This is a genomic window from Marinobacter sp. UBA5687 (assembly GCF_002420325.1).
Classification (GTDB): domain Bacteria; phylum Pseudomonadota; class Gammaproteobacteria; order Pseudomonadales; family Oleiphilaceae; genus Marinobacter; species Marinobacter nauticus.
The window spans coordinates 4,746-26,123 of record NZ_DIHV01000041.1 but is presented as its reverse complement, the minus strand read 5'-3'; the positions used below and the strand labels follow the sequence as shown (position 1 = coordinate 26,123).

Annotated in this window: 27 protein-coding genes; 12 read left to right on the top strand and 15 right to left on the bottom strand. The window is 54.2% G+C overall.

Going from position 1 to position 21,378, the window contains the following annotated elements:
- Positions 1-211: 211 nt before the first annotated feature.
- The 5 genes from B3Y70_RS04470 (at position 212) to B3Y70_RS04450 (ending at position 2,324) form a co-directional block, all read left to right on the top strand.
- The gene (locus B3Y70_RS04470; protein WP_023008505.1) at positions 212-556 is read left to right on the top strand and encodes a PBPRA1643 family SWIM/SEC-C metal-binding motif protein; all 345 of its coding nucleotides are present in this window, start codon (positions 212-214) and stop codon (positions 554-556) included.
- A 28-nt stretch (positions 557-584) separates the two neighbouring features.
- Entirely contained in the window at positions 585-1,019 is a 435-nt protein-coding gene (locus B3Y70_RS04465; protein WP_023008506.1) for a DUF3010 family protein, read from the top strand.
- 69 nt (positions 1,020-1,088) lie between these two features.
- The gene (locus B3Y70_RS04460; protein WP_022992834.1) at positions 1,089-1,412 is read left to right on the top strand and encodes a type II toxin-antitoxin system RelE/ParE family toxin; all 324 of its coding nucleotides are present in this window, start codon (positions 1,089-1,091) and stop codon (positions 1,410-1,412) included.
- Entirely contained in the window at positions 1,409-1,702 is a 294-nt protein-coding gene (locus B3Y70_RS04455; protein ID WP_022992835.1) for a helix-turn-helix domain-containing protein, read from the top strand. The genes B3Y70_RS04460 and B3Y70_RS04455 overlap by 4 nt, the downstream gene beginning before the upstream one ends.
- Positions 1,703-1,766: 64 nt before the next feature.
- Positions 1,767-2,324 carry a nucleoside 2-deoxyribosyltransferase gene (locus B3Y70_RS04450; protein WP_199452414.1) on the top strand — a complete coding sequence of 186 codons (558 nt, stop codon included), beginning with the start codon at positions 1,767-1,769 and terminating at the stop codon, positions 2,322-2,324.
- 350 nt (positions 2,325-2,674) lie between these two features.
- Here the strand turns inward: B3Y70_RS04450 and B3Y70_RS04445 are convergent, their stop codons facing one another.
- Both B3Y70_RS04445 and B3Y70_RS04440 read right to left on the bottom strand, forming a co-directional pair.
- Entirely contained in the window at positions 2,675-3,109 is a 435-nt protein-coding gene (locus B3Y70_RS04445; protein WP_199452415.1) for a carboxymuconolactone decarboxylase family protein, read from the bottom strand.
- Positions 3,106-4,089 (bottom strand): aldo/keto reductase, encoded by a 984-nt coding sequence (locus B3Y70_RS04440; protein ID WP_022993462.1) that lies wholly within the window; start codon positions 4,087-4,089, stop codon positions 3,106-3,108. The genes B3Y70_RS04445 and B3Y70_RS04440 overlap by 4 nt, the downstream gene beginning before the upstream one ends.
- 46 nt (positions 4,090-4,135) lie before the next feature.
- On the opposite strand from B3Y70_RS04440, the gene B3Y70_RS04435 reads away from it, so the two are divergent.
- Positions 4,136-5,077, top strand: coding sequence for a LysR family transcriptional regulator (locus B3Y70_RS04435; protein WP_199452416.1), 942 nt, complete (start codon positions 4,136-4,138; stop codon positions 5,075-5,077).
- Positions 5,078-5,155: 78 nt separating this feature from the next.
- Here B3Y70_RS04435 and B3Y70_RS04430 read toward each other — a convergent pair whose 3' ends face one another.
- From B3Y70_RS04430 to trxC, 6 genes are all read right to left on the bottom strand, one after another.
- Positions 5,156-5,791, bottom strand: a complete 636-nt coding sequence (locus B3Y70_RS04430; protein ID WP_206769576.1) for an ankyrin repeat domain-containing protein — start codon at positions 5,789-5,791, stop codon at positions 5,156-5,158.
- Positions 5,792-6,201: 410 nt separating this feature from the next.
- Positions 6,202-7,695, bottom strand: coding sequence for a type VI secretion system PAAR protein (locus B3Y70_RS04425; protein ID WP_199452418.1), 1,494 nt, complete (start codon positions 7,693-7,695; stop codon positions 6,202-6,204).
- Positions 7,696-8,064: 369 nt separating this feature from the next.
- A complete protein-coding gene (locus B3Y70_RS04420) occupies positions 8,065-8,394 on the bottom strand; it encodes a hypothetical protein (RefSeq protein WP_199452419.1) in 330 nt (109 codons plus the stop codon).
- A 441-nt stretch (positions 8,395-8,835) separates the two neighbouring features.
- Entirely contained in the window at positions 8,836-9,102 is a 267-nt protein-coding gene (locus B3Y70_RS04415; protein WP_076657156.1) for a DksA/TraR family C4-type zinc finger protein, read from the bottom strand.
- A 34-nt stretch (positions 9,103-9,136) separates the two neighbouring features.
- Positions 9,137-9,439 (bottom strand): hypothetical protein, encoded by a 303-nt coding sequence (locus B3Y70_RS04410; protein ID WP_199452420.1) that lies wholly within the window; start codon positions 9,437-9,439, stop codon positions 9,137-9,139.
- 27 nt (positions 9,440-9,466) lie between these two features.
- The gene (trxC, locus tag B3Y70_RS04405; protein WP_286715967.1) at positions 9,467-9,907 is read right to left on the bottom strand and encodes a thioredoxin TrxC; all 441 of its coding nucleotides are present in this window, start codon (positions 9,905-9,907) and stop codon (positions 9,467-9,469) included.
- A 483-nt stretch (positions 9,908-10,390) separates the two neighbouring features.
- On the opposite strand from trxC, the gene B3Y70_RS04400 reads away from it, so the two are divergent.
- Positions 10,391-11,299 carry a bestrophin family protein gene (locus tag B3Y70_RS04400; protein WP_170155421.1) on the top strand — a complete coding sequence of 303 codons (909 nt, stop codon included), beginning with the start codon at positions 10,391-10,393 and terminating at the stop codon, positions 11,297-11,299.
- A gap of 11 nt (positions 11,300-11,310) precedes the next feature.
- On the opposite strand, the gene B3Y70_RS04395 is transcribed toward B3Y70_RS04400, so the two are convergent.
- Together B3Y70_RS04395 and B3Y70_RS04390 are read right to left on the bottom strand one after the other, a co-directional pair.
- Positions 11,311-11,688, bottom strand: coding sequence for a thiol-disulfide oxidoreductase DCC family protein (locus tag B3Y70_RS04395; RefSeq protein ID WP_288589254.1), 378 nt, complete (start codon positions 11,686-11,688; stop codon positions 11,311-11,313).
- A gap of 206 nt (positions 11,689-11,894) precedes the next feature.
- Positions 11,895-12,938: a sodium:calcium antiporter gene (locus B3Y70_RS04390; protein WP_286893408.1), complete on the bottom strand. Its 1,044-nt coding sequence runs from the start codon at positions 12,936-12,938 to the stop codon at positions 11,895-11,897.
- A 240-nt stretch (positions 12,939-13,178) separates the two neighbouring features.
- On the opposite strand from B3Y70_RS04390, the gene B3Y70_RS04385 reads away from it, so the two are divergent.
- Positions 13,179-13,475, top strand: coding sequence for a type II toxin-antitoxin system ParD family antitoxin (locus B3Y70_RS04385; RefSeq protein WP_414674107.1), 297 nt, complete (start codon positions 13,179-13,181; stop codon positions 13,473-13,475).
- Between the two features lie 100 nt (positions 13,476-13,575).
- Here the strand turns inward: B3Y70_RS04385 and tnpC are convergent, their stop codons facing one another.
- The 4 genes from tnpC to B3Y70_RS04365 all read right to left on the bottom strand — a co-directional run bounded on the left by tnpC (position 13,576) and on the right by B3Y70_RS04365 (position 16,680).
- Positions 13,576-15,141: an IS66 family transposase gene (tnpC, locus tag B3Y70_RS04380; protein WP_288589252.1), complete on the bottom strand. Its 1,566-nt coding sequence runs from the start codon at positions 15,139-15,141 to the stop codon at positions 13,576-13,578.
- A 75-nt stretch (positions 15,142-15,216) separates the two neighbouring features.
- Positions 15,217-15,552 (bottom strand): IS66 family insertion sequence element accessory protein TnpB, encoded by a 336-nt coding sequence (tnpB, locus tag B3Y70_RS04375; protein ID WP_275710382.1) that lies wholly within the window; start codon positions 15,550-15,552, stop codon positions 15,217-15,219.
- Positions 15,549-15,923: an IS66-like element accessory protein TnpA gene (tnpA, locus tag B3Y70_RS04370; RefSeq protein ID WP_286893401.1), complete on the bottom strand. Its 375-nt coding sequence runs from the start codon at positions 15,921-15,923 to the stop codon at positions 15,549-15,551. The genes tnpB and tnpA overlap by 4 nt, the downstream gene beginning before the upstream one ends.
- Positions 15,924-16,185: 262 nt before the next feature.
- Positions 16,186-16,680 (bottom strand): gamma-glutamylcyclotransferase family protein, encoded by a 495-nt coding sequence (locus tag B3Y70_RS04365; protein ID WP_286893398.1) that lies wholly within the window; start codon positions 16,678-16,680, stop codon positions 16,186-16,188.
- A gap of 248 nt (positions 16,681-16,928) precedes the next feature.
- Here B3Y70_RS04365 and B3Y70_RS04360 point away from each other — a divergent pair, with 248 nt between their 5' ends.
- Entirely contained in the window at positions 16,929-17,639 is a 711-nt protein-coding gene (locus B3Y70_RS04360) for a hypothetical protein (RefSeq protein ID WP_286893395.1), read from the top strand.
- A 103-nt stretch (positions 17,640-17,742) separates the two neighbouring features.
- On the opposite strand, the gene B3Y70_RS04355 is transcribed toward B3Y70_RS04360, so the two are convergent.
- Positions 17,743-18,111 (bottom strand): hypothetical protein, encoded by a 369-nt coding sequence (locus tag B3Y70_RS04355; protein ID WP_286893392.1) that lies wholly within the window; start codon positions 18,109-18,111, stop codon positions 17,743-17,745.
- Between the two features lie 408 nt (positions 18,112-18,519).
- On the opposite strand from B3Y70_RS04355, the gene B3Y70_RS04350 reads away from it, so the two are divergent.
- The 3 genes from B3Y70_RS04350 (at position 18,520) to B3Y70_RS04340 (ending at position 21,139) form a co-directional block, all read left to right on the top strand.
- On the top strand, positions 18,520-19,317 hold the full coding sequence (locus B3Y70_RS04350) for a hypothetical protein (RefSeq protein ID WP_286893391.1): 798 nt from the start codon (positions 18,520-18,522) through the stop codon (positions 19,315-19,317).
- Between the two features lie 90 nt (positions 19,318-19,407).
- Entirely contained in the window at positions 19,408-20,154 is a 747-nt protein-coding gene (locus B3Y70_RS04345; protein ID WP_286893388.1) for an NYN domain-containing protein, read from the top strand.
- A gap of 163 nt (positions 20,155-20,317) precedes the next feature.
- A complete protein-coding gene (locus tag B3Y70_RS04340; protein ID WP_286893386.1) occupies positions 20,318-21,139 on the top strand; it encodes a hypothetical protein in 822 nt (273 codons plus the stop codon).
- Positions 21,140-21,378 lie beyond the last annotated feature (239 nt).

Sequence of the window (21,378 nt, the reverse complement as noted above, 5' to 3'; positions counted from 1 at the left end):
CCACTAACGCTGGTGGTTACCAGTAAAGCACGCAAGAAAGAAGTTGAAGCCCAGGTGACCGAGGCGAAACTTCACGCAACCGTCTCCGTTGATACCCGCGAGGGCGCCGTTGAATCCATCAACGAGCTCACCGCTATCCTGAATAAAACGGGAACANNTAAAAGATTGCGCCCGGCCGTCGCCTGGGTATTCTCTCCTTCAGGATATCAGCATGTCAGATAAATTTTTCTATAAAGGTCGGCAAGATGCCCGCCAGCACCACACGGCTTACGGCGGCTTTCAGACAAACGCCAGCCAAAAGAGCGGCAGCAAGAAGTACCCACTAACGCTGGTGGTTACCAGTGAAGCACGCAGGAAAGAAGTTGAGGCCCAGGTGGCCGCGGCGAAGCTTCACGCAACCATCTCCGTTGATACCCGCGAAGGCGCCGTTGAATCCGTTAACGAGCTCACGGCTATCCTGAATAAAACGGGAACAGTCACCACAGCAAAATCTCCCTCCCGCAACGACGCCTGCACTTGCGGTAGCGGACTCAAATTCAAGAAATGCTGCGGCTGAGAGTAACCGGGGCATAGGGGGCATTATTATGATTGTATGCGGAGTAGAACTGACCGGCAGCGATGCGGTGGTGTGTATGCTGAATATGGACCGGGGCCAATTCAACCTGCCCGACTGCAAAGTACGCAAACTGTCGCTACCGAAAAACCACAGCCGGGACGACCTGAAAACGTTTCAGGCCACCTTTGCGGAGTTGATGGCCGAATACGGAGTGGCCACGGTCGCGATAAAAGAGCGGATGCAAAAAGGCAAGTTTGCCGGTGGCGCCATCAGCTTCAAAATGGAAGCCGCCATCCAGTTGATTGCCGACTCTGAGCTGAACGTGACCCTGGTGCCTCCGGCCCTGATCAAATCCACCCTGGCGTCCAACCCCGTGCCCATCACCTTTGCCGACACAGGCCTGAAAGTCTTCCAGGAAAATGCTTTTATTACCGCCTATGTGGCACAGCTTCAGGCTCGTTGAGGCGGCTATCAAGATAGTGTTCAAGCTCAGAGTTATCGTATATGATAACAAAAAGGCAAAGGAGCACCCATGGATTGGGAGATTGAATTCTACGACTCAGTAGGCGAAGAGTTGGCTAAGATGCCGCCAAAGATTCAGGCCAGAATGATTCGGCTGATGGAATTGATGGAGAAGCACGGGGCCAACCTTGGAGAGCCGCACACAAAGTCTTTAGGTGGTGAGCTGTTTGAAATCCGAGCAAAAGCCAAAGAAGGAATAGGTAGAGGAATCTTCTGCTACATGCAGGGCAAACGGATCATCATCCTGCACGTGTTTGTAAAAAAGGATCAAAAGATACCGAAGAAAGACCTAGAGCTCGCGAAAGAGCGTTTAAAGGAGGTCAAAAAATCATGAACTTCAAACAGTTCAGACAAAAGGCACTCGAAAATCCGGAAGTTCACCAGGAGTACGATGCCCTCCAGGAAGAATTCAGCCTGATCGACCAGTTGATCGCAATGAGGACTAAAGCAGGCCTTACTCAGGAAGACGTTGCGAAAAAGCTCGGAACCAACAAAAGCAACATCTCGAGGCTTGAGAGAGGCCGTAGCAACCCAAGCTGGGGAACGCTCAACAAATACGCAGCAGCCTGTGGCTTTCGGGTAAAACTGGAAGCAATTGAATACGACCCAGCCTCTCAGCATTGATCGCCAGTCCAATACGGTTTGGATTTGGGCAATTGCCAGGACTGAAGCAGGAAACGACTTCGCCATGACAAAACCCAAACGCATCTACCTGGCCGGCCCGGAGGTGTTTTTCCCACACGAAGAACACAACACTATCGTCGCCGAGAAAAAGCGCCTGCTGCGCGAAGCCGGCTATGAAGGCATAGACCCACTGGACACCGCCCTGACGTTTTCCGACGAGGAAGCGAAACCGGCGCGCGGCCACCGGATCTACCAGGCCAACCGCGAACTGATGGACAGTTGCGACGCCGTCATTGCCAACCTCACCCCCTTCCGAGGCATCAGTGCGGACCCGGGCACGGTGTTCGAAGTCGGCTACATTATCGGCCAGGGCAAAGCTGCATTCGGATTCACAATGGACCGCAGGCACTACCGTGAACGCGCGGGCGCAGCCGATCGGGATGAACTGGGCCACAGCATTGAAGACTTCGAGATGAGCGACAACCTGATGATTGAATGTGGCCTCCAGGAGTCCGGTGGCCAGCTACTCGTGGCAGAACAGCCCGGCGAACACCGGTTTTTCTCGGCTGAACTGTTCCGCCGTTGTGTTCAGGCGCTGATAGACTACTCCAACTCCAGGTAATACTCACTCGCTACCGCCAAGTTCTGCCTGAGTAATCTGATATATTTCCGGACTCTAGGCTTCCCAAAACGCTGCAAGCTCAACCACCTTAAAGCCGTGGCAGTCCCTCTCCGGCATATCACTGGGCAAGTTCGGGGCCGCCCCCTGCTCCAGCAAGGCGCGATAGAGCTGTTCCGCTCCTTGTGCGGTCGAAGTAAGCGCAGCCGGTAGAATATCTATTGTCGATAGCCTAGACCGGGTTGTTCCCAATATCGGAGAGCAATCCAATCGGTGCCAATTCCGCAGTGACAATTGTGAAGCTACCAATACCAAGTGCGGTCACGGCAACCCAATCACGCCAGGTTGTGGTTCTAGCGTACATTTTTCTCACCTCCCTGCGTTGCGCCATGAGACTGTGTGCCCAACCGGTCTTCCTTGAAGGCCAATTTTGCCGCTGTAATGGCATTCATTGCGGCAGGAATTCCCGCATATACAGCAACTTGGAGGACAATCTCGACAATTTCCTCTTGCGTCACTCCAATATGCAGCGCTGCGCGCATATGAAACTCCAATTGGCCTGGTGCCGTGCCTACGGCAGACAACATGGCGACAGTGAGCATCTCTCGTGTTCTAAGTGATAACCCCTCACGCGCCACTACATCAGCAAAGGAAAACCCGAGAAGTATTTCTACAGCCTCGCTGTGAAACTCATCAAGGCTTGCGGCAACCTTTCCCGGCGCGGCCGGGTCGAGTGATTCGAGTAGATTTAAAGCTTGAGTGCGGCGATCAGAGCCTGGAGAACTCATACATTCACCCCCTTCATGCCTTCCTCGCTGTAACGCTCACCCACTACTGGCAGTGACTCAGTGGCGGTTTCGAGCTCCCGCTGCTCCGCTACGGTAAGACTGACATCTGCTGCTGCGACATTCTCTTCTAGGTAGCGCAACTGCTTGGTACCAGGGATTGGAACGATATCGTCCCCTTGGGCTAACAGCCACGCCAATGAGAGCTGAGCTGGCGTGCACCCTTTAAGCTTGGCTTTTTCAGCTATAACATCGGCAATTCGGCGGTTCGCGCCGATTGCTCTTTCCGCAAACCGTGGGAGGTGAGCACGAAAGTCGTTATGATCGAACTCTCCAGGGTCTTGAAATCGCCCTGTCAGAAAACCTCGGCCCAGGGGGGAGTATGGAACAAAACCAATACCCAACTCACGGCATGTCGGCAGAACATCGCGCTCTACCTCTCGAGCCCAAAGTGAATACTCAGTCTGAATAGCGGTAATCGGGTGCACCGCATGAGCCCTTCGTAAGGTTTCAGCGCTCACTTCACAAAGACCAATACGGGCGATTTTCCCTGATTGAATGAGCTTCTCAAGCCCGCCAATCGTCTCCTCTATTGGCTCCTCCGGATTGACGCGATGCACGTAATACAGATCGATTTGCTCAATTCCTAACCTACGAAGAGAGGCTTCGCATGCCCTGCGCGCATAGTCGGAACCGTTCTTCAAGCTCCGCTTATATTCGCCAGGATTACGCACAATGCCGAACTTAGTCGCGACGTGAACAGGCGCCTTACTACCGGCTAGAAATCGACCGATAAGCTCCTCATTGTGGTGCGGCCCATACATGTCGGCGGTGTCGAAAAAGTCAACGCCGAGCTCCACCGCCCTTTCCATTACACGCAACGACTCACTGTCATCACGGGGCCCATAGAACTCGCTCATCCCCATGCACCCTAATCCGATCGATGAAACGGAGAAGCCTGTTCCAAGCACTCGTTTTTCCATGTCTGACTCCTTGATGTCTAGAACTAAATCGTGACAGACTCGAAAAATGGAAAATACAAACAAATTTGGCAAAAGGATTTCCATTATCGGAAACGAGATGCCGAGGGGCATGGTTTGGGATGACACCCGCGCCTTTCTGGCAGTGGCCCGTTGCGGCACGCTAAGCGCCGCAGCCCAGAACTTGAATGTAGGCATTGCGACACTTTCACGTCGCATCGAGCGGCTTGAGTCGGCACTAAAACTTCCGCTTTTCGTACGTCAGCAATCGGGATACGAGTTAACTGAGGACGGTGCTGAGTTGATAGAAAAGGCCGAAGCCTTGGAGGCTGCAGCGCACGCGTTTGCCGTAGGCGCAGACACCCAAGCGCAGATGAGTGGCCACGTGCGTCTGGCTACAGCGGAAAATGTCGCCACCGAACTCATACTGCCGGAACTCCCGGCATTTCGAGCCCAATACCCCGATCTGTTGGTTGAGCTGGTTACAGACATATCAACCGCCAACCTGCATCGACGCGATGCGGATTTAGCATTGCGAATGGTGCGGCCAGAAAGGGGCAACGTCACACTTCGTGCTCTTGGCACCTTGGGGTATGGACTCTACTGCAGCACGTCCTATGAGCTAAGACGTGAGAGCAACCCGGACCTAGGTTACTACGATACGGATGATTTCATTACCTGGGGGGAAATGTACTCACATTTGCCTGCCGCTCAGTGGATAGAGCGGATCTTGCGTGGAAGAAGACCCGCCCTGACAACCACTTCACTAGCCACCCAGGTGGCCGCAGCAAAGGCAGGGCTTGGGCTCGCACTGTTGCCACATTTCATCGCTCGGAACTCAGGACTCGTTTGTGTCGACACCGATCTTGGAGTCGATCAGCCTATCTATCTCGTCATACAAACCGACTTGGCAAAGTCTAGACGAATCAGGGCCCTGGCAGACTTTCTAATAGACGTGGTGGCCAGAAACAGTGAGCGCTTGGGCGGGTAACGTATGCCTCCATTTCTTCTAGCTACACGCAGATCTATTTCAGCGCTGCGCTGATCGTCGACTCGCATTCAAAGTAGCTCACTCGCTGCCGCCAAGTACTACCCGAATAACCTGATACATTTCCGGATTCCGGGCCTCCAAAAACACCGCAAACTCAAACGCATTGAAGCCATGGTAGTCCTTCTCCTGCATATCAATTGGCAGGTTCGGGTCCGCCCCCAGCTCCAGCAAGGCGTGAAGGTAGTCCACATTGGCATAGAGTACGGCCTCATGCACCGGCGTCAGCCCGTTGTAATAGCCATTCACCGGCTCTCCCCGTGCCGCAAAATGCCGAAGCAACCCATAGCCTCGGCGCGTCATGATCGAGTCAGGTTCGTGCGTATCCAGCGTAGTGCCCACAAAATTAACCAGAGGCTGAGAACAACCGTCCATCGCGGTCATCGCTTTACCACAGCGCTCATAAGGCCAATCGAAATTTGTCAGAAGCCAGTAGGCAACGGCAGGCCGGATCGCCAGGCTGTTGAAATCCGAAGGGCTCCAGGGCACTTCTTCGGGATCAAGAATCGCTATGACGGATAACCCCCAGGCATCGGAGCCAAACGCCCAGGTGCGATAAAACATCGGATATAACGTCAGGGCAATCACCAAGGCCCCTCCGCAAAGCGTCAGTGCCTTTTTGTGACTCAGGAAATATTTAATCAGCACGCTATTCATCCTTGAGGAAGTCAACAATGCCGACAGATGCTCCTCACAAGAGCAAGCCGACAATTAACAACACTGCAACGCAACCATACAAAAGCAACGGAGGCACTACCGCCCACAGGGTCATTCGCAAAGGCAATTGTGTGGATACATCACCAATTTTCGCCGCTGAGCGATTAAGCCGGCTTGATGGTACTGACCGAAGAACAAGAAACGTAAATACATAGCCGCTTCTCATTAATCGGCCCAGAGGGTCGTTGCCCCAGATTTTCCGGTGTTCCAGTGCAGAGGTTCCAGGGCGAGAAATTCTTTCCTCGATTGTCGACACTCGAGAGAAGGCCAACGTTAGCATGATGCATAGTGAAACCAATCCCAAAACAAGCGCTCCAGCCCCGATGAATGCAGCTGTTATCTGGAGCGTGTCATTCATCTATCGTTACCTCGTAAATTACTTCACCAACATCTTCACCGATGCCTCCAACTACTGCCCCGCCGGCGAAACCGCCAACACCCGCCATTATGATTCCGCATGCGATACCACCTGGGCCTGCTGTCGCAAGCCCTATGGCCCCACAAACTAATGGTCCAGCAAATGCACCCGCGCTGCCACCAATGGCAGAACCAGATAGTCGACCACCTTCGACGTACTTAACGCGCCTGCATTCAGACGCTTGTCCTGCTGTGCACGCCGCATGAATTTTCATTCCCGAAGCAGCAACATCGAGCCCAATCGAGAGATAGCCAACACCCTTTGCATACTTGGCGCCCGCCGCAACCCGCTCAAAATTGGTGGCGTATCCGGGTATGTCACCCACCCCAGCCTTATTCCAGTGATTAACAATACTTTTCGACGACAACCCCAGCGCTCGTTTCAGCTTGGCATCGTCATCCAGCGACATTCCCCGGCGGGCAATGCTTCCCAAAGCAAAATCCAGTTCCTTGAAAAGCGCCCGCCGTTTCTCGAAGAACTCCGAATGGTTTAGATGGCCGTGTTTGCGGTAACTCTCCTGATGAAGACGCTCAATGTTCCTCAACGTCTTCTCAATACTGCTGATCTGCTTCGACACCATCACGGCGCCTGCACCCAGCCCCGCCGAACCCGTTGAGGTAATGGCTTCCAACAAGTCATAATACTTAACGAGGAACTCCGCCTCGTCCTGCTTCAGCGACCTCACCTGAGCATTTACGCTAGCAGCCACCTCCATCAATTCGGCTTCTTTCTGGGTGCATTCCGTGCTCTCAGGGTCGCCCAATACAATCATCTCACCGGGCAACACCTGTGCGCCAAGATCCGGATTCAACCAGTCAAAGCTATTTGGTTTTGCCGAGGCATCGCCGTACAGAGCGCTCAACAATTCTGTTTTGCTCATGGGTGCCTGAACGACATGGAAGCCCGGCTCTATCTCGGGCTCTGGCTGACCATTAGTTGGAGTTGAAGTCACACCTGGCCCAGTCATACTGGATGCTACCGGCCCACCTGCCACAGGATTACTCGCACCACTCCCGGAACCATTGGTCCTTGGTGATGCAGGAATAGCGCTGCCAGAGTGAGTAGCAGGAGGTGCCGCCCGTGAAGCGATCTTTGACGGCGCGGGTGAGATCCCTGAAAACGGCGCAGGCGAATGGCTATCACCAATCACAACGCTACCAGTGCCGATCGTGACACCACCACAAGAGATTGCACTGCCAGTCACAGCGGCTGGAATGCCATTAATCAGTACCGTTGCAGAACCCGCAGCAATAGCACGAGGATGAGGAGGGTGCTTTGGTTTGGAGTGTGGCGAGAGAGGGTCGCCAACGCGGGCGACGGGCTTGCCATCAATCAACACATCGGGTGAGCCGGCAATCACCGGAGTGGGAGGGAATCCTTGGTGGTCTGTTCCCAAGTCACCCAACAGCACAACTTTCTTGCTCATTCCTGAATCCTTCTATCCTTGAAGATTTACGCAGACTTCCCTGGGCCGCCGTCAATGGCAACCAACCAAGACATGGTAAACAAAGCCGAATGATTTCCCAAGCATAGCCGGGCGCTCAATAACCATAACGTGATATCAATACGCCGAGGGGGCCAAGGATTGTCGTCGGTAGCAGCTTAAGGATTAACCGGTTTTACCACTAACTTTACTCACAAAAGCTGTGGATAACTGTGTTGGAAACCTCGGATTAAACACTCTCAAGCCCCGTGTCGCGGGGGCTCGGGAAACTTGATGCAAAAATGGACGATGCGCAGTTAGGCACACTGCCCCAGCGCAGACGCGTTACATTTCGTCAGCAACACAAGTGTCTCAGCAGTTACCCTTTTTCGCCTGGCCCGGTGGGCAGAAATGGCCGCGAGACTTCCGGTAAGACCCACGATCATCGTCATACCGACGGCGATCATAATCATAATCGCGATCGTGTTCCCTTTGGTCCCGGGTAGTCACGGCCGTTCCCGCTGCCGCACCGACAGCACCGCCAAGAATCGCTCCGTCTCTGCCACCCACCTCGTTGCCGATGGCGGCCCCCAGTGCGCCGCCAATACCTCCACCCAGCGCGGCTTCGGCGGTATCACCCGCAACGGCACCCAACGAGGTGGCACTCAGAGACAGAAAAACGAGCAGTGATTTCATATTCATGATGTAAATCCCATGGTTCAGGTGGTCTGACTTGTCCTGTATCGCGGGTGGGAGACCCTGTTCTCATCGCCCCACCAGGCACCTGTCAGTTTTGAACCATTCGAGAATAACAGAGTCACACGAGAAGCCACCCCTTACATTTTATTTATACTTCAACAGGTTACAAATCCTTAACAGCTGGCTTCCGGGTTCAGATGCACGATCAGCGGCTAGACTGGGCAGACCGGAGGCGGCAACGTCGGCCTGATTCCTGAACAGCTTTATCACGAACTTTACTCACAAAAGCTGTGGATAACTGTGTTGGAAACCTAGGGTTAACCAGGCGACAACCTTGCGCCACGGGGGCTCAGGAAAGTTGATGCAAAAACCGACGATAGCAATGAATCTGCCATAAACAGGGCGCCGAAACTCAATAGGAAACGATAGACCCCATCATCGTACTCACCTCAACTGGCTATCCTTACTGCCCCGCCGATTAAAACCGCGTGATGTCGATTGCTGCTTCTCAAGCGCAGACTGGCAGGCAATACAAAGCCGAACACCCGGAATTGCCTTACGGCGAGCTTCGGGAATCGCCCGGCCACACTCGTCACAATAGAGCGCACTCTCACCGCTACCAAGCTGACTCCGTGCCCTTTGCACTTCATCTTCAATACTCGCATCTATCTGATCCTGAACAGCGCCGTCCCGTGACCATCCACCAGCCATAGCGTTCTCCGATCATCAATTGAATTGATTCAGCCTAGGGCACAAGAGGGTAGGCCGCCCTCACCTGCCTCATCACAATCCTGGCATCTTCCGGTTTCAAACCCTGCTTTCGCAACTGCGGCATCACCATCGCGCCCACAGCCTTACACCGAGATTGATCAATGCCGTACTTTTGGAACACATCGGCAATGGCCTGCGGTTGGGCATCCGGATTGGTTTTTAGCAGCTTGCCAATGTCGATGGCACAGGCCTGCTCTTCAGGGGCAGTGTTCTGTTTACTACGCCAGATCAGGACAGCCACGATGGCGGCGAAAACACCGATGATCAGAAACTTCATGGCAAGGCACCTTTGTCCCGGCTTTTCCTAGCGAATACCCTGCGCTTGCAGCCACTGACTGATCTGGGCCTGATTCATGGCGCCACTCTGGCGCGCCACCTCCCGGCCGTTCTGGAACAGAATCAGGGTCGGTATGCTGCGAATCGCAAACTGACCGGCCGGCCCGGGGGCTTGTTCCGTATTCAGCTTGGCAAAGCGCACTTTCCCGCGCCAGGCCTTCGCGGCCTGCTCGAACTGGGGCGCCATCATTTTGCACGGGCCACACCAACTGGCCCAGAAGTCCACTAACACAGGCAGATCGCTGCGCCCGGTGTGGGTAGCAAAGGTCTGCTCCGTTAGCTCCAGAACCTGATCCGGCCAAAGCGGTTGTTTGCAGGCGCCACAATTGCCGCCGGAGGACAACTTGTCGGCCGGTACGCGATTCACTTTGTGGCAATGGGGACATACCAGGTGTCGAACGTCAGTCATGATGAACGGGCCTCTGATTGGCTGATGGTAGAAATAATCAGGGCAGGAGAAGAGAAATCAAGAGGCACAAGCACCATGCTACTGTCGATAAAACAGTCGGAATTTACAGCCCCGGCGCCAAGCGGTATCAATGTGTTTCGGTTTTCCGAAGTTTTTTTATAGGAATGTGCCCCAACCTATTAGGTTGCAACTCAAATAAACCATCAGAGGGAATCTTGATGACACAGATTATCGAACAGTTTCTCGAAGTTTCGAGCACTTACCTGCTATCACCCTGCGACAGTGACTGCTGCCACAAATCCGCTGCCTGATCTGGTTGCCCCTGAAACCACAGGGTAATGCCAGGCAACGGCCAGAGTGCTGCCCCCCTCGCTTAAAAAAGCTTATCCCCTTGTGTAACGAGTGGGTTCCCCGTAAAAAGGCACAGGAATCACAGCGGCCAACCCTCAGACAAGGCCATCATCCATCCCAGGAGTGTTAACCGTGATTGTTCGCGAGCGCCCCGGCCCACTCCGGCTGTTGCTGGCCTGGAAAGGGTCTGTTGTCCCCCACATTCTGCCGCACATTCTGCTTACGGGAATGTTTGCAGCCGCCGTTACCTGGGTTTCGCGCCACCACTACCTCGACGGCATGGTCGACTACACACTTCTGCCGTTCACGATCATGGGCATCGCCCTGTCCATCTTTTTAAGCGTGCGCAACACCGCCACCTACGACCGCTGGTGGGAAGCCAGAAAACACTGGGGGCATATGGTGTACGAATTTCGCAGCCTGGCCCGGACTGGCACCATTTACCTGAGCCCGGAGCGACGGCGGGAGCTTCTGACCCGATGCCTCGCTCACGCTCACCTGCTGCGCGGCCAGTTGCGGGGAGAAGATGTACGGTCTGATCTGCCGGGGTCACTGGCACCCGAACTCATTGACCAGGCCCTGAGCACCCGCAACCCCGCCGCCTTCATGCTGCACCGGGCCGGAGATGTACTCGCCGAAGCCCACAAGGCGGGCGACCTGGATTCTGTAGCAACCGCGGCCGTAGACCAGCACCTTCATGGCCTCGCGGGCATTCAGGCGGCCTCGGAACGCATTGCCCTCACCCCGTTGCCCTTTGCCTACACCCTGCTGGCTCACCGCACGGCGTATGTGTTCTGCTACCTGCTCCCGTTCGGGCTGGTAGGCGTCGCAGGCTGGTTTACGCCGGTGTTCACCGCCATCGTGGCCTACACGTTTTTCGGGCTGGATCGCCTGTCTGAACAGCTTGAGTTTCCCTTTGGCCGACACACCAACGACCTGCCGCTGGATGCCATCTGCCGCATTCATGAAATCAGTGTTGCCGAAGCCCTGGGCGACCCGGCACCCGAACCGCTGCAGCCGGTCAAATACCAGTTGCAGTAAGGGCCCGGCAGTTACAACGGCCTGCGCCCGGTTCTCTCCAGCCGCTCGCTCACCCATTTGTGATACAGCTTTGCCAGCGCAGGCCGAATTACCGGCAAACCAATCAGCCAGGCAAGCGGTTTCAGCAGCCAGACCCGCGACATCAACAGGATATAGGCATCCAGTTCCCGGTGGATGTTGCCCTGGCCATCCTCCACATGGAGCTCCTGAAGCGCGGCTTGCGGGTCTATACCACGTTCCTCCAACTCCTCATCACGGCCGGTGATATCCACCCACTCCACCGATTCGCCGGTCCTGCCTGCGAGTCGTTCATAGAGCCTGCGATCCTTGACACAGCTCGGGCAGGCGCCATCGTAGAACACACGAAGCTGATCGCCTGGTGCCGTCATCGCTATCCCCCCTGTTTGCATCACATTCATCTGACTACACGATAAAGCACTGCGTGGCTCCCGTTAACCCTTCCGATCTCAGACATAACCCGCCAGAGGCTGTACCATCGCCCTGAAATGCCAGGCGCGTTTCGATCATTGTCTGGCTCGCAGGCTTTTTGTTCGTGAGTCTCAGATAGCTTATTGCTCATGGATGACGCCGCTATTCAGCCAGCAAACATCAGCACCACACCAAGCCCGTAGAGCACCATGATTGCCAGGCTCTCCGCACCGATTCTTCCGACGCCGTAGCGTTCCCGACGTATCAGCCCCATGATCAGGATGGCCGACATCAACAGGGTCAGTGCGACCCAACGTTCCGAATCGAGGGTCATTGCATGGTAGAGCGAGCCTTGCCGGTAAGCGATGTCCGAGGCGGCCATAAACAGCGTATCGAAGGCATTCCCGCCGATGATGCCGGCCACCGCAAGTGTGAGCGCACCCCGCCTTACCGCGGCAACCGACGTGACCAGCTCAGGAATAGACGTACTGATTGCAGTCAGAAGAACACCAACGATTGTCTGGCTCAACCCGGCTTCCGCGCTGATGGTGGTGGCGGCGGGCTCCAACACCAGGCCAGCCACGCCAAGCGTGGCCATAAGCACCAGAAATTCGGTCCAGAGACGGCTCAATGATGGCAAGCTGCTCTCGCTCTCCGGCTCGTCCTGCCGGGTATCGCTGGTAACGGAGGGGTACCACATGGGGTTGTCGCCGGCACCCTGTATGAGCCGGGTGCCATAGAAATAGAAGCCCAGCAGTATCGGGGTAACTGGATGGATGTTCCAGACGGTCACATCCGGCAAGGTCGGCGCCAGAAGGAGCAATGCCAGGAGCGCGATCAGCAGTCCGTTCTGCATCATGTTTGGGGCCGAGGCCGCCGCGTGTTCCAGGTTTGCACGACGATAGACCATATCGGCAATTGCCAGGAAAAAGGTCTGTACCGCGATGCCCCCGAGGGCGTTACTGACAGCCAACTCCGGGTGCCCGCGGTAGGCTGCTGTTACCGAGAGCACCGAACCACTGAGGGAGGTCGCTGCCCCCAGGAGCACGGCGCCAGCGGTTGCCTCACCCAGCCCGGTCCGATCGGCGAGCTGGTCGACCACCCGTGTGATGCGTGTGCCCGCAATCGCAATGACCAGCGCACAGACGCTGAAAACCACGATGCTCTGTGACAGCGTCCAGCTGTCCAGATCCATGATCGGCAAAGTCATCCTCCCGTTGCCTCTGAAGCCTACCGCGCAGCCAACTCGAAACGCGCGACAGCGGCCCGCGCGCGTAGCCGGGCAGATAAGCGCTGCTTTAGTGAAACAAGCCCGCTTCACGCCCATAGTGGCGAGATCCAGTGCCACCTTACAGCCCTTGGCTGAGGTTTCCCAACGGTATCACCGTTATCCCATCCCTAGACAACAAACCCATGCACTAGCCTATGATGCCAATGCAACGCTGACAGGATGACTTTCATGGCGACGAGAAACATAGTGCTCACGGACCATCAATCCCAGGTATTCGATCACCTGGTTGCCTCGGGCCGTTACCAAAATGCGAGTGCGGTACTTCGAGCTGTCCTGAGAATGGTCGAAGAAGCCGAGTTCTTATACGTCACGAAAATGAATGACCTCAGAGCCGCCATCGATGTATGCGAGGAAGACCTCGAGGCTGGCAAAACCAGAACCTTTACGGGTGACGAGTTCGCTACGTACCTTTCTGAACGCGCAGAGCAAACCATAAGGAAAAATCGGGATACCTGATTACGATGAAACCATGGAAGGTTATTCATACAGACGCTGCTCTAGCCGATCTCTACGCTATTATCGAGACCACCCTTGAATAATTGTAAGCGTCTGGCCATCACACCTTGTCAGGTGTAGCCGGCGTCCAGTTGTGGGGCAATAGCTCATCGATGGCACTGTTTTTCTGCGTCGGCAGGCGGGTCAGCACATCTTTGAGGTAGGCATACGGATCATGCCCATTCAGCTTCGCCGACTGCATCAGTGTCATCACAGCCGCAGCACGTTGGCCACTACGCAGTGACCCTGCGAACAGCCAGTTGCTGCGCCCCAGCGCCCAGGGCCGGATCTGGTTTTCCACCCAGTTGTTATCGATGGGCACAGCACCATCGCCCAGGTAGCGCGTCAGCGCCTCCCACCGTTTGAGACTGTAATCCAACGCTTTGGCCGTGCCGGAGCCATCCGGCACTTTCTGGCGATGCACCAGCATCCATTGATGCAGCGTATCGGCAAGTGGTTTGGCTTTGGTTTGTCGGATCTCCCGGCGCTTATCCGGTGGCAGGTCTTTGGTATCCCGCTCGATCTCGTAGAGGGTACCGATGTATTCCAGTGCCTTGGCCGCCAGTTCACTCTTGTTGGCCTCGTGCAGATCGTAGAACTTGCGCCGGGCGTGGGCCATGCAGCCGATTTCGGTAATGCCGTTGCCGAACCCGGCCTTGTAGCCGGCGTAATCGTCACAGACCAGCTTGCCCTGCCAGTCACCCAGGAAGGTGCGGGCATGTTCACCCGCCCGGCTTGGGGCGAAGTCATAAACAGTGGCTTTCAGGTCCGAGAACGGCGTGGTGCAGTAGGCCCAGACGTAGGCCTTGTGGGTTTTCTTCTTGCCCGGGGCCAGCATGCTGACCGGGGTTTCATCCGCGTGCAGTACGCTGTGCTCCAGCAAGGCGTTTCTCAGAGCATCCGCCAGGGGTTGCAACTGCACACCGCAGGCACCGACCCATTCGGCCAGAGTGGAGCGAGGGATTTCCAGGCCGGCGCGACCGAAGATGCGCTCCTGACGGTACAGTGGCAGATGGTCCGCGTACTTGGCCACCAGCACCTGAGCCAGCAGGCCGGCAGTGGGGATGCCCTTGTCGATCACTTGCGGTGGTACCGGTGCCTGGATCAAGGTCTCGCACTTGTCGCAGGCCCACTTGCCCCGGATGTGGCGCTCCACCGTGAACTCGCCCGGGACGTAATCCAGCTTCTCGCTGATGTCCTCGCCAATACGCTTGAGTTGGCAGCCGCAACGGCATTGGGTGTTCTCAGGCTCGTGGTGGATCAGGGTGCGGGGAAGTTCCGGCGGTAGCGGTGTACGCTTGGGTTGCTGCTTTGGCCGAGCGGCTTTTTGTTCCTCGGTCATTGCCTGTTCAAGCTCGGCTTCGATAGCAGCAAGGTCACTGTCGATCAGTTCGTCCAGCAGTTTCCCCTGAACCGCATCGAGTTGTTCACTGCGACGGGCGTACTTGTGACGCTTGAGGATGGCGACTTCGTGGGTCAGCTTCTCGATGATGGCGTTGCTGCGCACCAACGCCCGCTCCTTCCGGCCCAAGACTTGATCCTTGGCGTCCAGAGAGTCCATCAGTTCCGTCGCCAGGGCACGGAGCTGATCGGCAGAGAGTTGGTTGATGTCGGGGCGCTGAGTCATGCCGCCTAGTATGCCAAGCCCTTGTGCTGCAAGCGATTCGCAGTTTTGGCTATGGCGATATCACTCAGCTTGTGGTTACAGAATGGAGATAACGCCATCGGCCCCAAGACGTTGCCAGGGCAGGCCCTGAACCAGCGCTGATAGCTGTTCCTCAGTCAGGCGCAGTTGGTCACCGCGCCAGGTTTCGCCCCAGTGGAATTTGCCCCGGTTCAGCCGGCGGGCACACAGCCAGATACCCAGACCATCGTGGATCAGCGCCTTCATCCGGTTGCCCCGTTTGTTGGCGAACAGATAGGCGCAATGCGGCCTGGCTGAGCCAAAGACCTGAATCACCCGGGCCAAGGCCTTGTCCGGCCCCGCCCGCATATCCAGCGGTTCGGTGGCCAGCCAGATCTCGTCGATACGGATCATCCCAACAGGTCCCGGAGCAAAGCAGCACATTGAGTGGCCTGCTCCGCAGGCCACTCAACCACAACCGCACCGCCGGCGCGGGGAATCTCGATGCGGATGGTGCTACGCTTGTCTGAGACTGATTGGTTGCTCGGTGCAGAGGGTGCCGCAGGCAAATTAACCGGAACAAATCCCGGTGTTGCTGATGTTTTATCCGCTCGCTGCGCTTCACTTATCCAGCGCCGGACCATGTTGGCGTTGAGACCGTTATCCAGCGAGATTCGGGAAACGGAGGCACCGGGCTCCAGACACTGGGCAACAATCTGGGCTTTGAATTCCCGGGAAAACCGGCGACGGCGTTGGTAGGGCTTGGTTACGCTTAATTCGTTCATGTTAAGTGTCCACTAGAAAATAAGTGGACACTATCCTGACGGCGACAGCGCCAGGCTCAAGATGGGATTACCGGACGCTTACGAATAATTCGGGATACTGCAGCTGAAACGTATACCTAGCAAATCGAGATGACGATCAGGGAGCGTGAAGAAGCAGGAAACCTTGCGCCAGTCCTGAAACACAGATCAGACATTTGGACGGGATCTCGACCTATCCGCTTGCAGGAGAGGGCAAAATAGGTAAACCATAGCGAGCCGTTTTTTAAGCGTAGATAGCCCGCTCCCTCGCATCTCGTTCTCGGTCAGGGTCTTCCTGGCTTGGCGTGGCTGAAATGGCATCTAGGTAGTCGGCGGGAACGCCGGTTTCTTTCGCACCAACGATAACGTGATTCAAATACCACGAGTGAGGCAGCAAAGAGGGATCCGTTGACGTTGCACAGTAGGTGAAAGCGTCAACGGAATTCCCAAGGGCATCCGTAACAGTGACACGCTTTTCATCGTAACCGAAGCCCAAGCCCTCAGCTTTATCCAGCGGGCCCTTCTCGCTGCGCGGTATCTCAAACAGCGCGCCAATGACAAAGTCCTCCGGATTTCCGGTAAACAGTGCGTCGCATTTTGCGGATTGGTCCATCCTGCTCCACTTATGAAACCGAAGGACGTGCTCAAAGAGTGTGAACGTACCGATGCGCTCCGCGCTTGGAACCCTCGCTCTTAATCTGAGGAGTGACATATTCGAGCCGTAAGCGAAATACTTCATGCTTCCTCTTTTTTTTGCCCTGTTCACTCAGGAACCTGGAGTAATAATCTTAACGAAACCGGGACGGGGCTATTTTTCCATCTTCAACCAGGAACTTACTACCTCCGGCCTGGTCCGGGAAAAATGAATCTGTGCCAGTTTCTCTCTTCTAACTCAAGCCACCAGTTTTTATTGTTTTACATTTCACGCTTTTCCTCGATGACCTCAATCGCTATCCTGCGACTCTTTTTCGAAGGGAGAGATTTATTGTGTCGGACAACACATCTACAGCGAATGCCACCGGATGGACCAAAAAGTTGGCGACGAAGACCCTAACCGGCATCACTGCTCTCATTGCCGTCCTTTGGGCCATCCTCGAATACATGTTCCCGGATCCACTCATATACTTCTACAGCATCTGGAAACCTGAGTACGTAATTGTCCTCTTCACTATTTTCGTTTCCCTCATCTATTTTTCTATATTTATTTGGACGTACCTAAAAAGCAAAGTTCTATTCTTTATTTCCGCTTTTCTTCTTTACTTTTTAACATCGTTTGCTTTCTTTATCCTGGGAAAAGAATATCAAGATCCAACGTTCAGTGATGGAATGCCCACCGTTACCGCCGAGAGTGGTAGCGTTTACTATCGCGGCATAGAGTTTGAGCACAACAACTGTAGCCGGGAAGGTGAGAGCATCGCCTGCACTATCGAAGTTTTTAATGCTAGATCTCAAAAGCGAGTTAGCGTCAACTCCTGGCGGCTCGTTATGAAGGATGGGGCAGTGTTTAACGATGTTGAATTGTTCAGAGGAGGCCAGAAACAACGTTGGAGCTCTGCTAGCCTTGACCTCCCACAAGGAGCAGAAGCGAAGCTCGAGGTCGTCTTCTATGGAGTCGCTCAAAAATACTCTGATATCTTAAAGCTAGGATTTGAAGTTCAAAATCAGGAGTTTGGATTCAAATCTATTTCAATTCTGTAGATCATATTTGAGTTTTCAGGGGCGTAACGCCCCTGCTTTAAAAGGGTTTCGAAACCGGGCGCGAGATAACGCATCATCGGGAAATAAATCTATACCCGTTTTCTTAGTTGAGATTATTGAAAATAATTACCAAAACCAAAGGCGCTATTACCCATAATAAAATATGGAAAAGAGGGCTCCATGCTTGGCCTTTTGCGTCGGCTATCCGTGCAGCCTCCGAATAAGCATCAGCATCTATCTTGCGACCAGAATCAGGAGCGTGACTCAATTCTGATTCATCTTTAAGTGATCTTACTCGGAACTGTATATAAAGCGCTTTGGTCTTTTCTGGATTCCCACTAGATTTTTCTATCGCCTTTGCATATAGGCCATGGCGGACGACACCATTCTCGTACTCTTCGATCACTTTTGCGTAGAATCTCTCTTCCTCCATTCTCGCCTGAGCAGATCGCTTCTTAAGTGAATCGAACATTCCTTTTCCTCCCACCACACCCGCCCGCAGCGTTTGGGTTCATCAATACCATTTGAATATGCTAGCTCTTCGACCCGCCGATAGCATGATCCTAAGAATAGTTGATCGAGCCACTCTATGGCTAGCTATGCCCTGCGACCGCCAAATATTTGAGATCGGGTATCAACATCATTTATTCGTTACTGCGAAGATGACGCCCAAGAGCCTGTCATGGCGCATTGGCGAACCACCACATCTGCATCCACTTGCGCACGAACTATCACCGACAGTTTCTGGCGCTTCGCCTAAAGCCACCCCAGCGAGCACCATGAACGAACTTACTCCTGATGGATCTCCCGGCCTTCTCCGCTCCACTTCTGCTAACATCACTCAACATAAACTACTTTTAACTCTCGTATGGCTTTCGCAATGTCTCATCAAATCAATCGGTTCGTAGTTCTGGCGCTCGGTTTCGTCATGATATCTGGCTGCGCAACGCAAACGATCAACACCAGCTTCAACGCCCTTCCATCAGACGATTCAATGGCATATTTCTCAGAGGGCTGGATCATCCAGAAGCAGGAGTCTGATGACTATGTGGTTCAGATGGCTGTCCGGGATGGAAAACAGGCGTGGGAGGCAATCACTGGCCTTCTCTTCGTTCAAAACAAGTCTGAAAAACCCGTGAACGTCAGTGTGGAAAACATCTCCTTTCAGCAGGACGAGTACTCGATTGACCTTCTTTCTTACAACGAACTGACTCAACAACACATCAGTCGCGCTCAATCCCGAAGAACTGCACTTGCCCTCAGCGCCATGGCCCAGAGCTTCAGTGCTGCCCAGCCTCAGACCACCACAACCTATGGTTCGGGAACTGCATACGGAAGCGGAGGGACTACAAGCTACTATGGCACCACTCAGTCATACACCCATGACCCTGCTGCCTCAGCGGCAGCTCAGGCTCAGATTCAAGCCAACGTCCAGGCCGGCGTTTCAAACATCCAGTCAGACCTGCAGCGCAACCTTAATTCGATGGATGGATATCTCCAGAAGACAACTGTTTTTCCGGGGCAGAATTACAGCGGAAGGTTTCAATCCCAGATGACTCGCTTCGACCAAAGGCCCGAATCGATATATGCTCTGACAGTAGAACTCGACGGCGAAACATTCAGCTTCAAGTTTATCGAAGAAGCAGACATCCAGACGCACCAGCGTAAACTGTTCTGAGCAGGCCTGAACCACCCAACGCGGAATTACCGGCGGCTCCCCCGACAAACCCTAGGACCACCATCAGAGACAAGGACAGCTCGAAGTAAGATGAACAGCAACTACAAAATCGCTCTACTCATCGACTGCGACAACGTCAGTCACCAATCCATCGAAGGAGTACTCCAGGAGCTTGCCAAATACGGGGCCGTGAACGTTCGCCATGCCCACGGAAACTGGAACGGCCCCCAATTGGGGGGCTGGATCGAAAAACTACATGCCAACGCCATCCGGCCGGTTCAGCAGTTTGCCTATACCACCGGCAAGAACGCGACCGATGCGTCAATGATCATTGACGCCATGGACCTGCTCTACAGCGGCAACGTTAATGCCTTCGCCCTCATGACCAGCGATTCCGACTTTACGCCCCTGGTGATGAGAATTCTCGAAGCTGGGCTACCTGTCTTTGGTTTCGGCGAGCGCAAAACTCCCATGCCATTCGTCAACGCCTGTTCGCAGTTCATCTACACTGAAAACCTGCGTGAAGAATCCGAGGAGTCCGATAGTGACAACAACGGAGGCACGCCAAAACCAACCGTTGAAACCAAGTGGGGCCGGAACAAACTGAGGGGCGACACTGTTCTGGTACGAACTCTACGAACTGCAGTGGAGCAGACTGCCGATGACGATGGATGGGCCCATCTGGGCAAGGTCGGGCAGTATATTTCCAATAACAGCTCTTTCTCTCCTGTGAACTACGGATACAAGAAGCTGAGCGATCTGATACGGGCTAGCGAACTCTTCGAAATGAGTGTTCGGGATAAGAGCGTTTTCTATATAAAAAGCCCCGAGAAATAAAGCTCTTCGAGGTTAACAATTACGGGTTGCAAGAAGATTTAATAGATCTGTTTTGGTTTTCTCAGGTACCTGAAGGCCCTTTCAAAAACTCATGCTGAGGTACCGAACAGGTTACAGTGGACGTGTAAGGTGACGGGTGTTGTTAATCACAGAGGAAAAAACGATGAAACTATCACCTGAAAACTCAGCACTTGGGCGATGCGAAGTCATTCTTATGGGCGAGCTTTCCTACAACTTGGAACACAAAATACTCGCTAGTGAAAACACCATTATTAATCGACTCATCATGCGATCCCGGGAACTACAGAGGGCCTATGCCGAACTGGAAGACAGACTCGGTAACGACAATCGCGCAATATCTACGTTTTTGAGGATTTTATTGAGCTCAGCAGCATTCTGGTGTCCGGAGAAGAACGCGGAGGCACGGAAAAATCGGAAGCGGTTGGAAGATGTAAACGAAGAGATAGCCTCGCTAGCGTCGCTGCTTGCGAATCTACTCGATGAACGGTCAGGGCTCCACAATCATACAGGATTCTCCTCTGGCGAAATCTACGATTTATGTTCCGCCACAGAGGCCGCAACCAAAGATCACCATATGTTTCAGTCGTATCCAAGGACGGAATTCCGGAGACTGTTTGCCCAGTACGACGGCAAGTACTGGCCCTCACTATCTCAGGTTATAAGGGCAGTAGGGGAGGACGCGGCGTCTCCCGAGATCTACGCGACTGACCCATTAACTGAGGCCGGAACCACTGGAGCAAGGGCATCTCAGGCGGATTTTTTCCGGGCATGGTTTGCCTCGATCGAAGAAAACAGCTTAAGGTATTCGGGGTTTCTTCCAGTGGGCTTTCGTTTAAGCGATGAGTCCATGGCTGCCCTCGCGGATTGTGCGCTGGACAATGATCCGAACAAGCCTACAGGATCGGAGTACATCAAGCGGTTACGGCAGCGGGCCCGTGAGGCTCAGAAGGGGCTGGAGAGCTAACACAAGTGAACTGGAAACCAAGACAGCTGAATCTGTCCCGATCTTCCGAGAAACGACCAGACAGAAATTATATCGGTTACCCGAGACTCTGAGACAGATGATTGTTGAGGGGAAAGGCGATCTGTGAGAATCTATAAAAGCCTAGCGATTTGGGCGGAAGCTCAACGGGGTACGAGGTCGTACTCTGCTAAGGATTGTCTGTTGGCTTCAGGGTTCCGTTGTTTTGTTGTTCGGGAGCG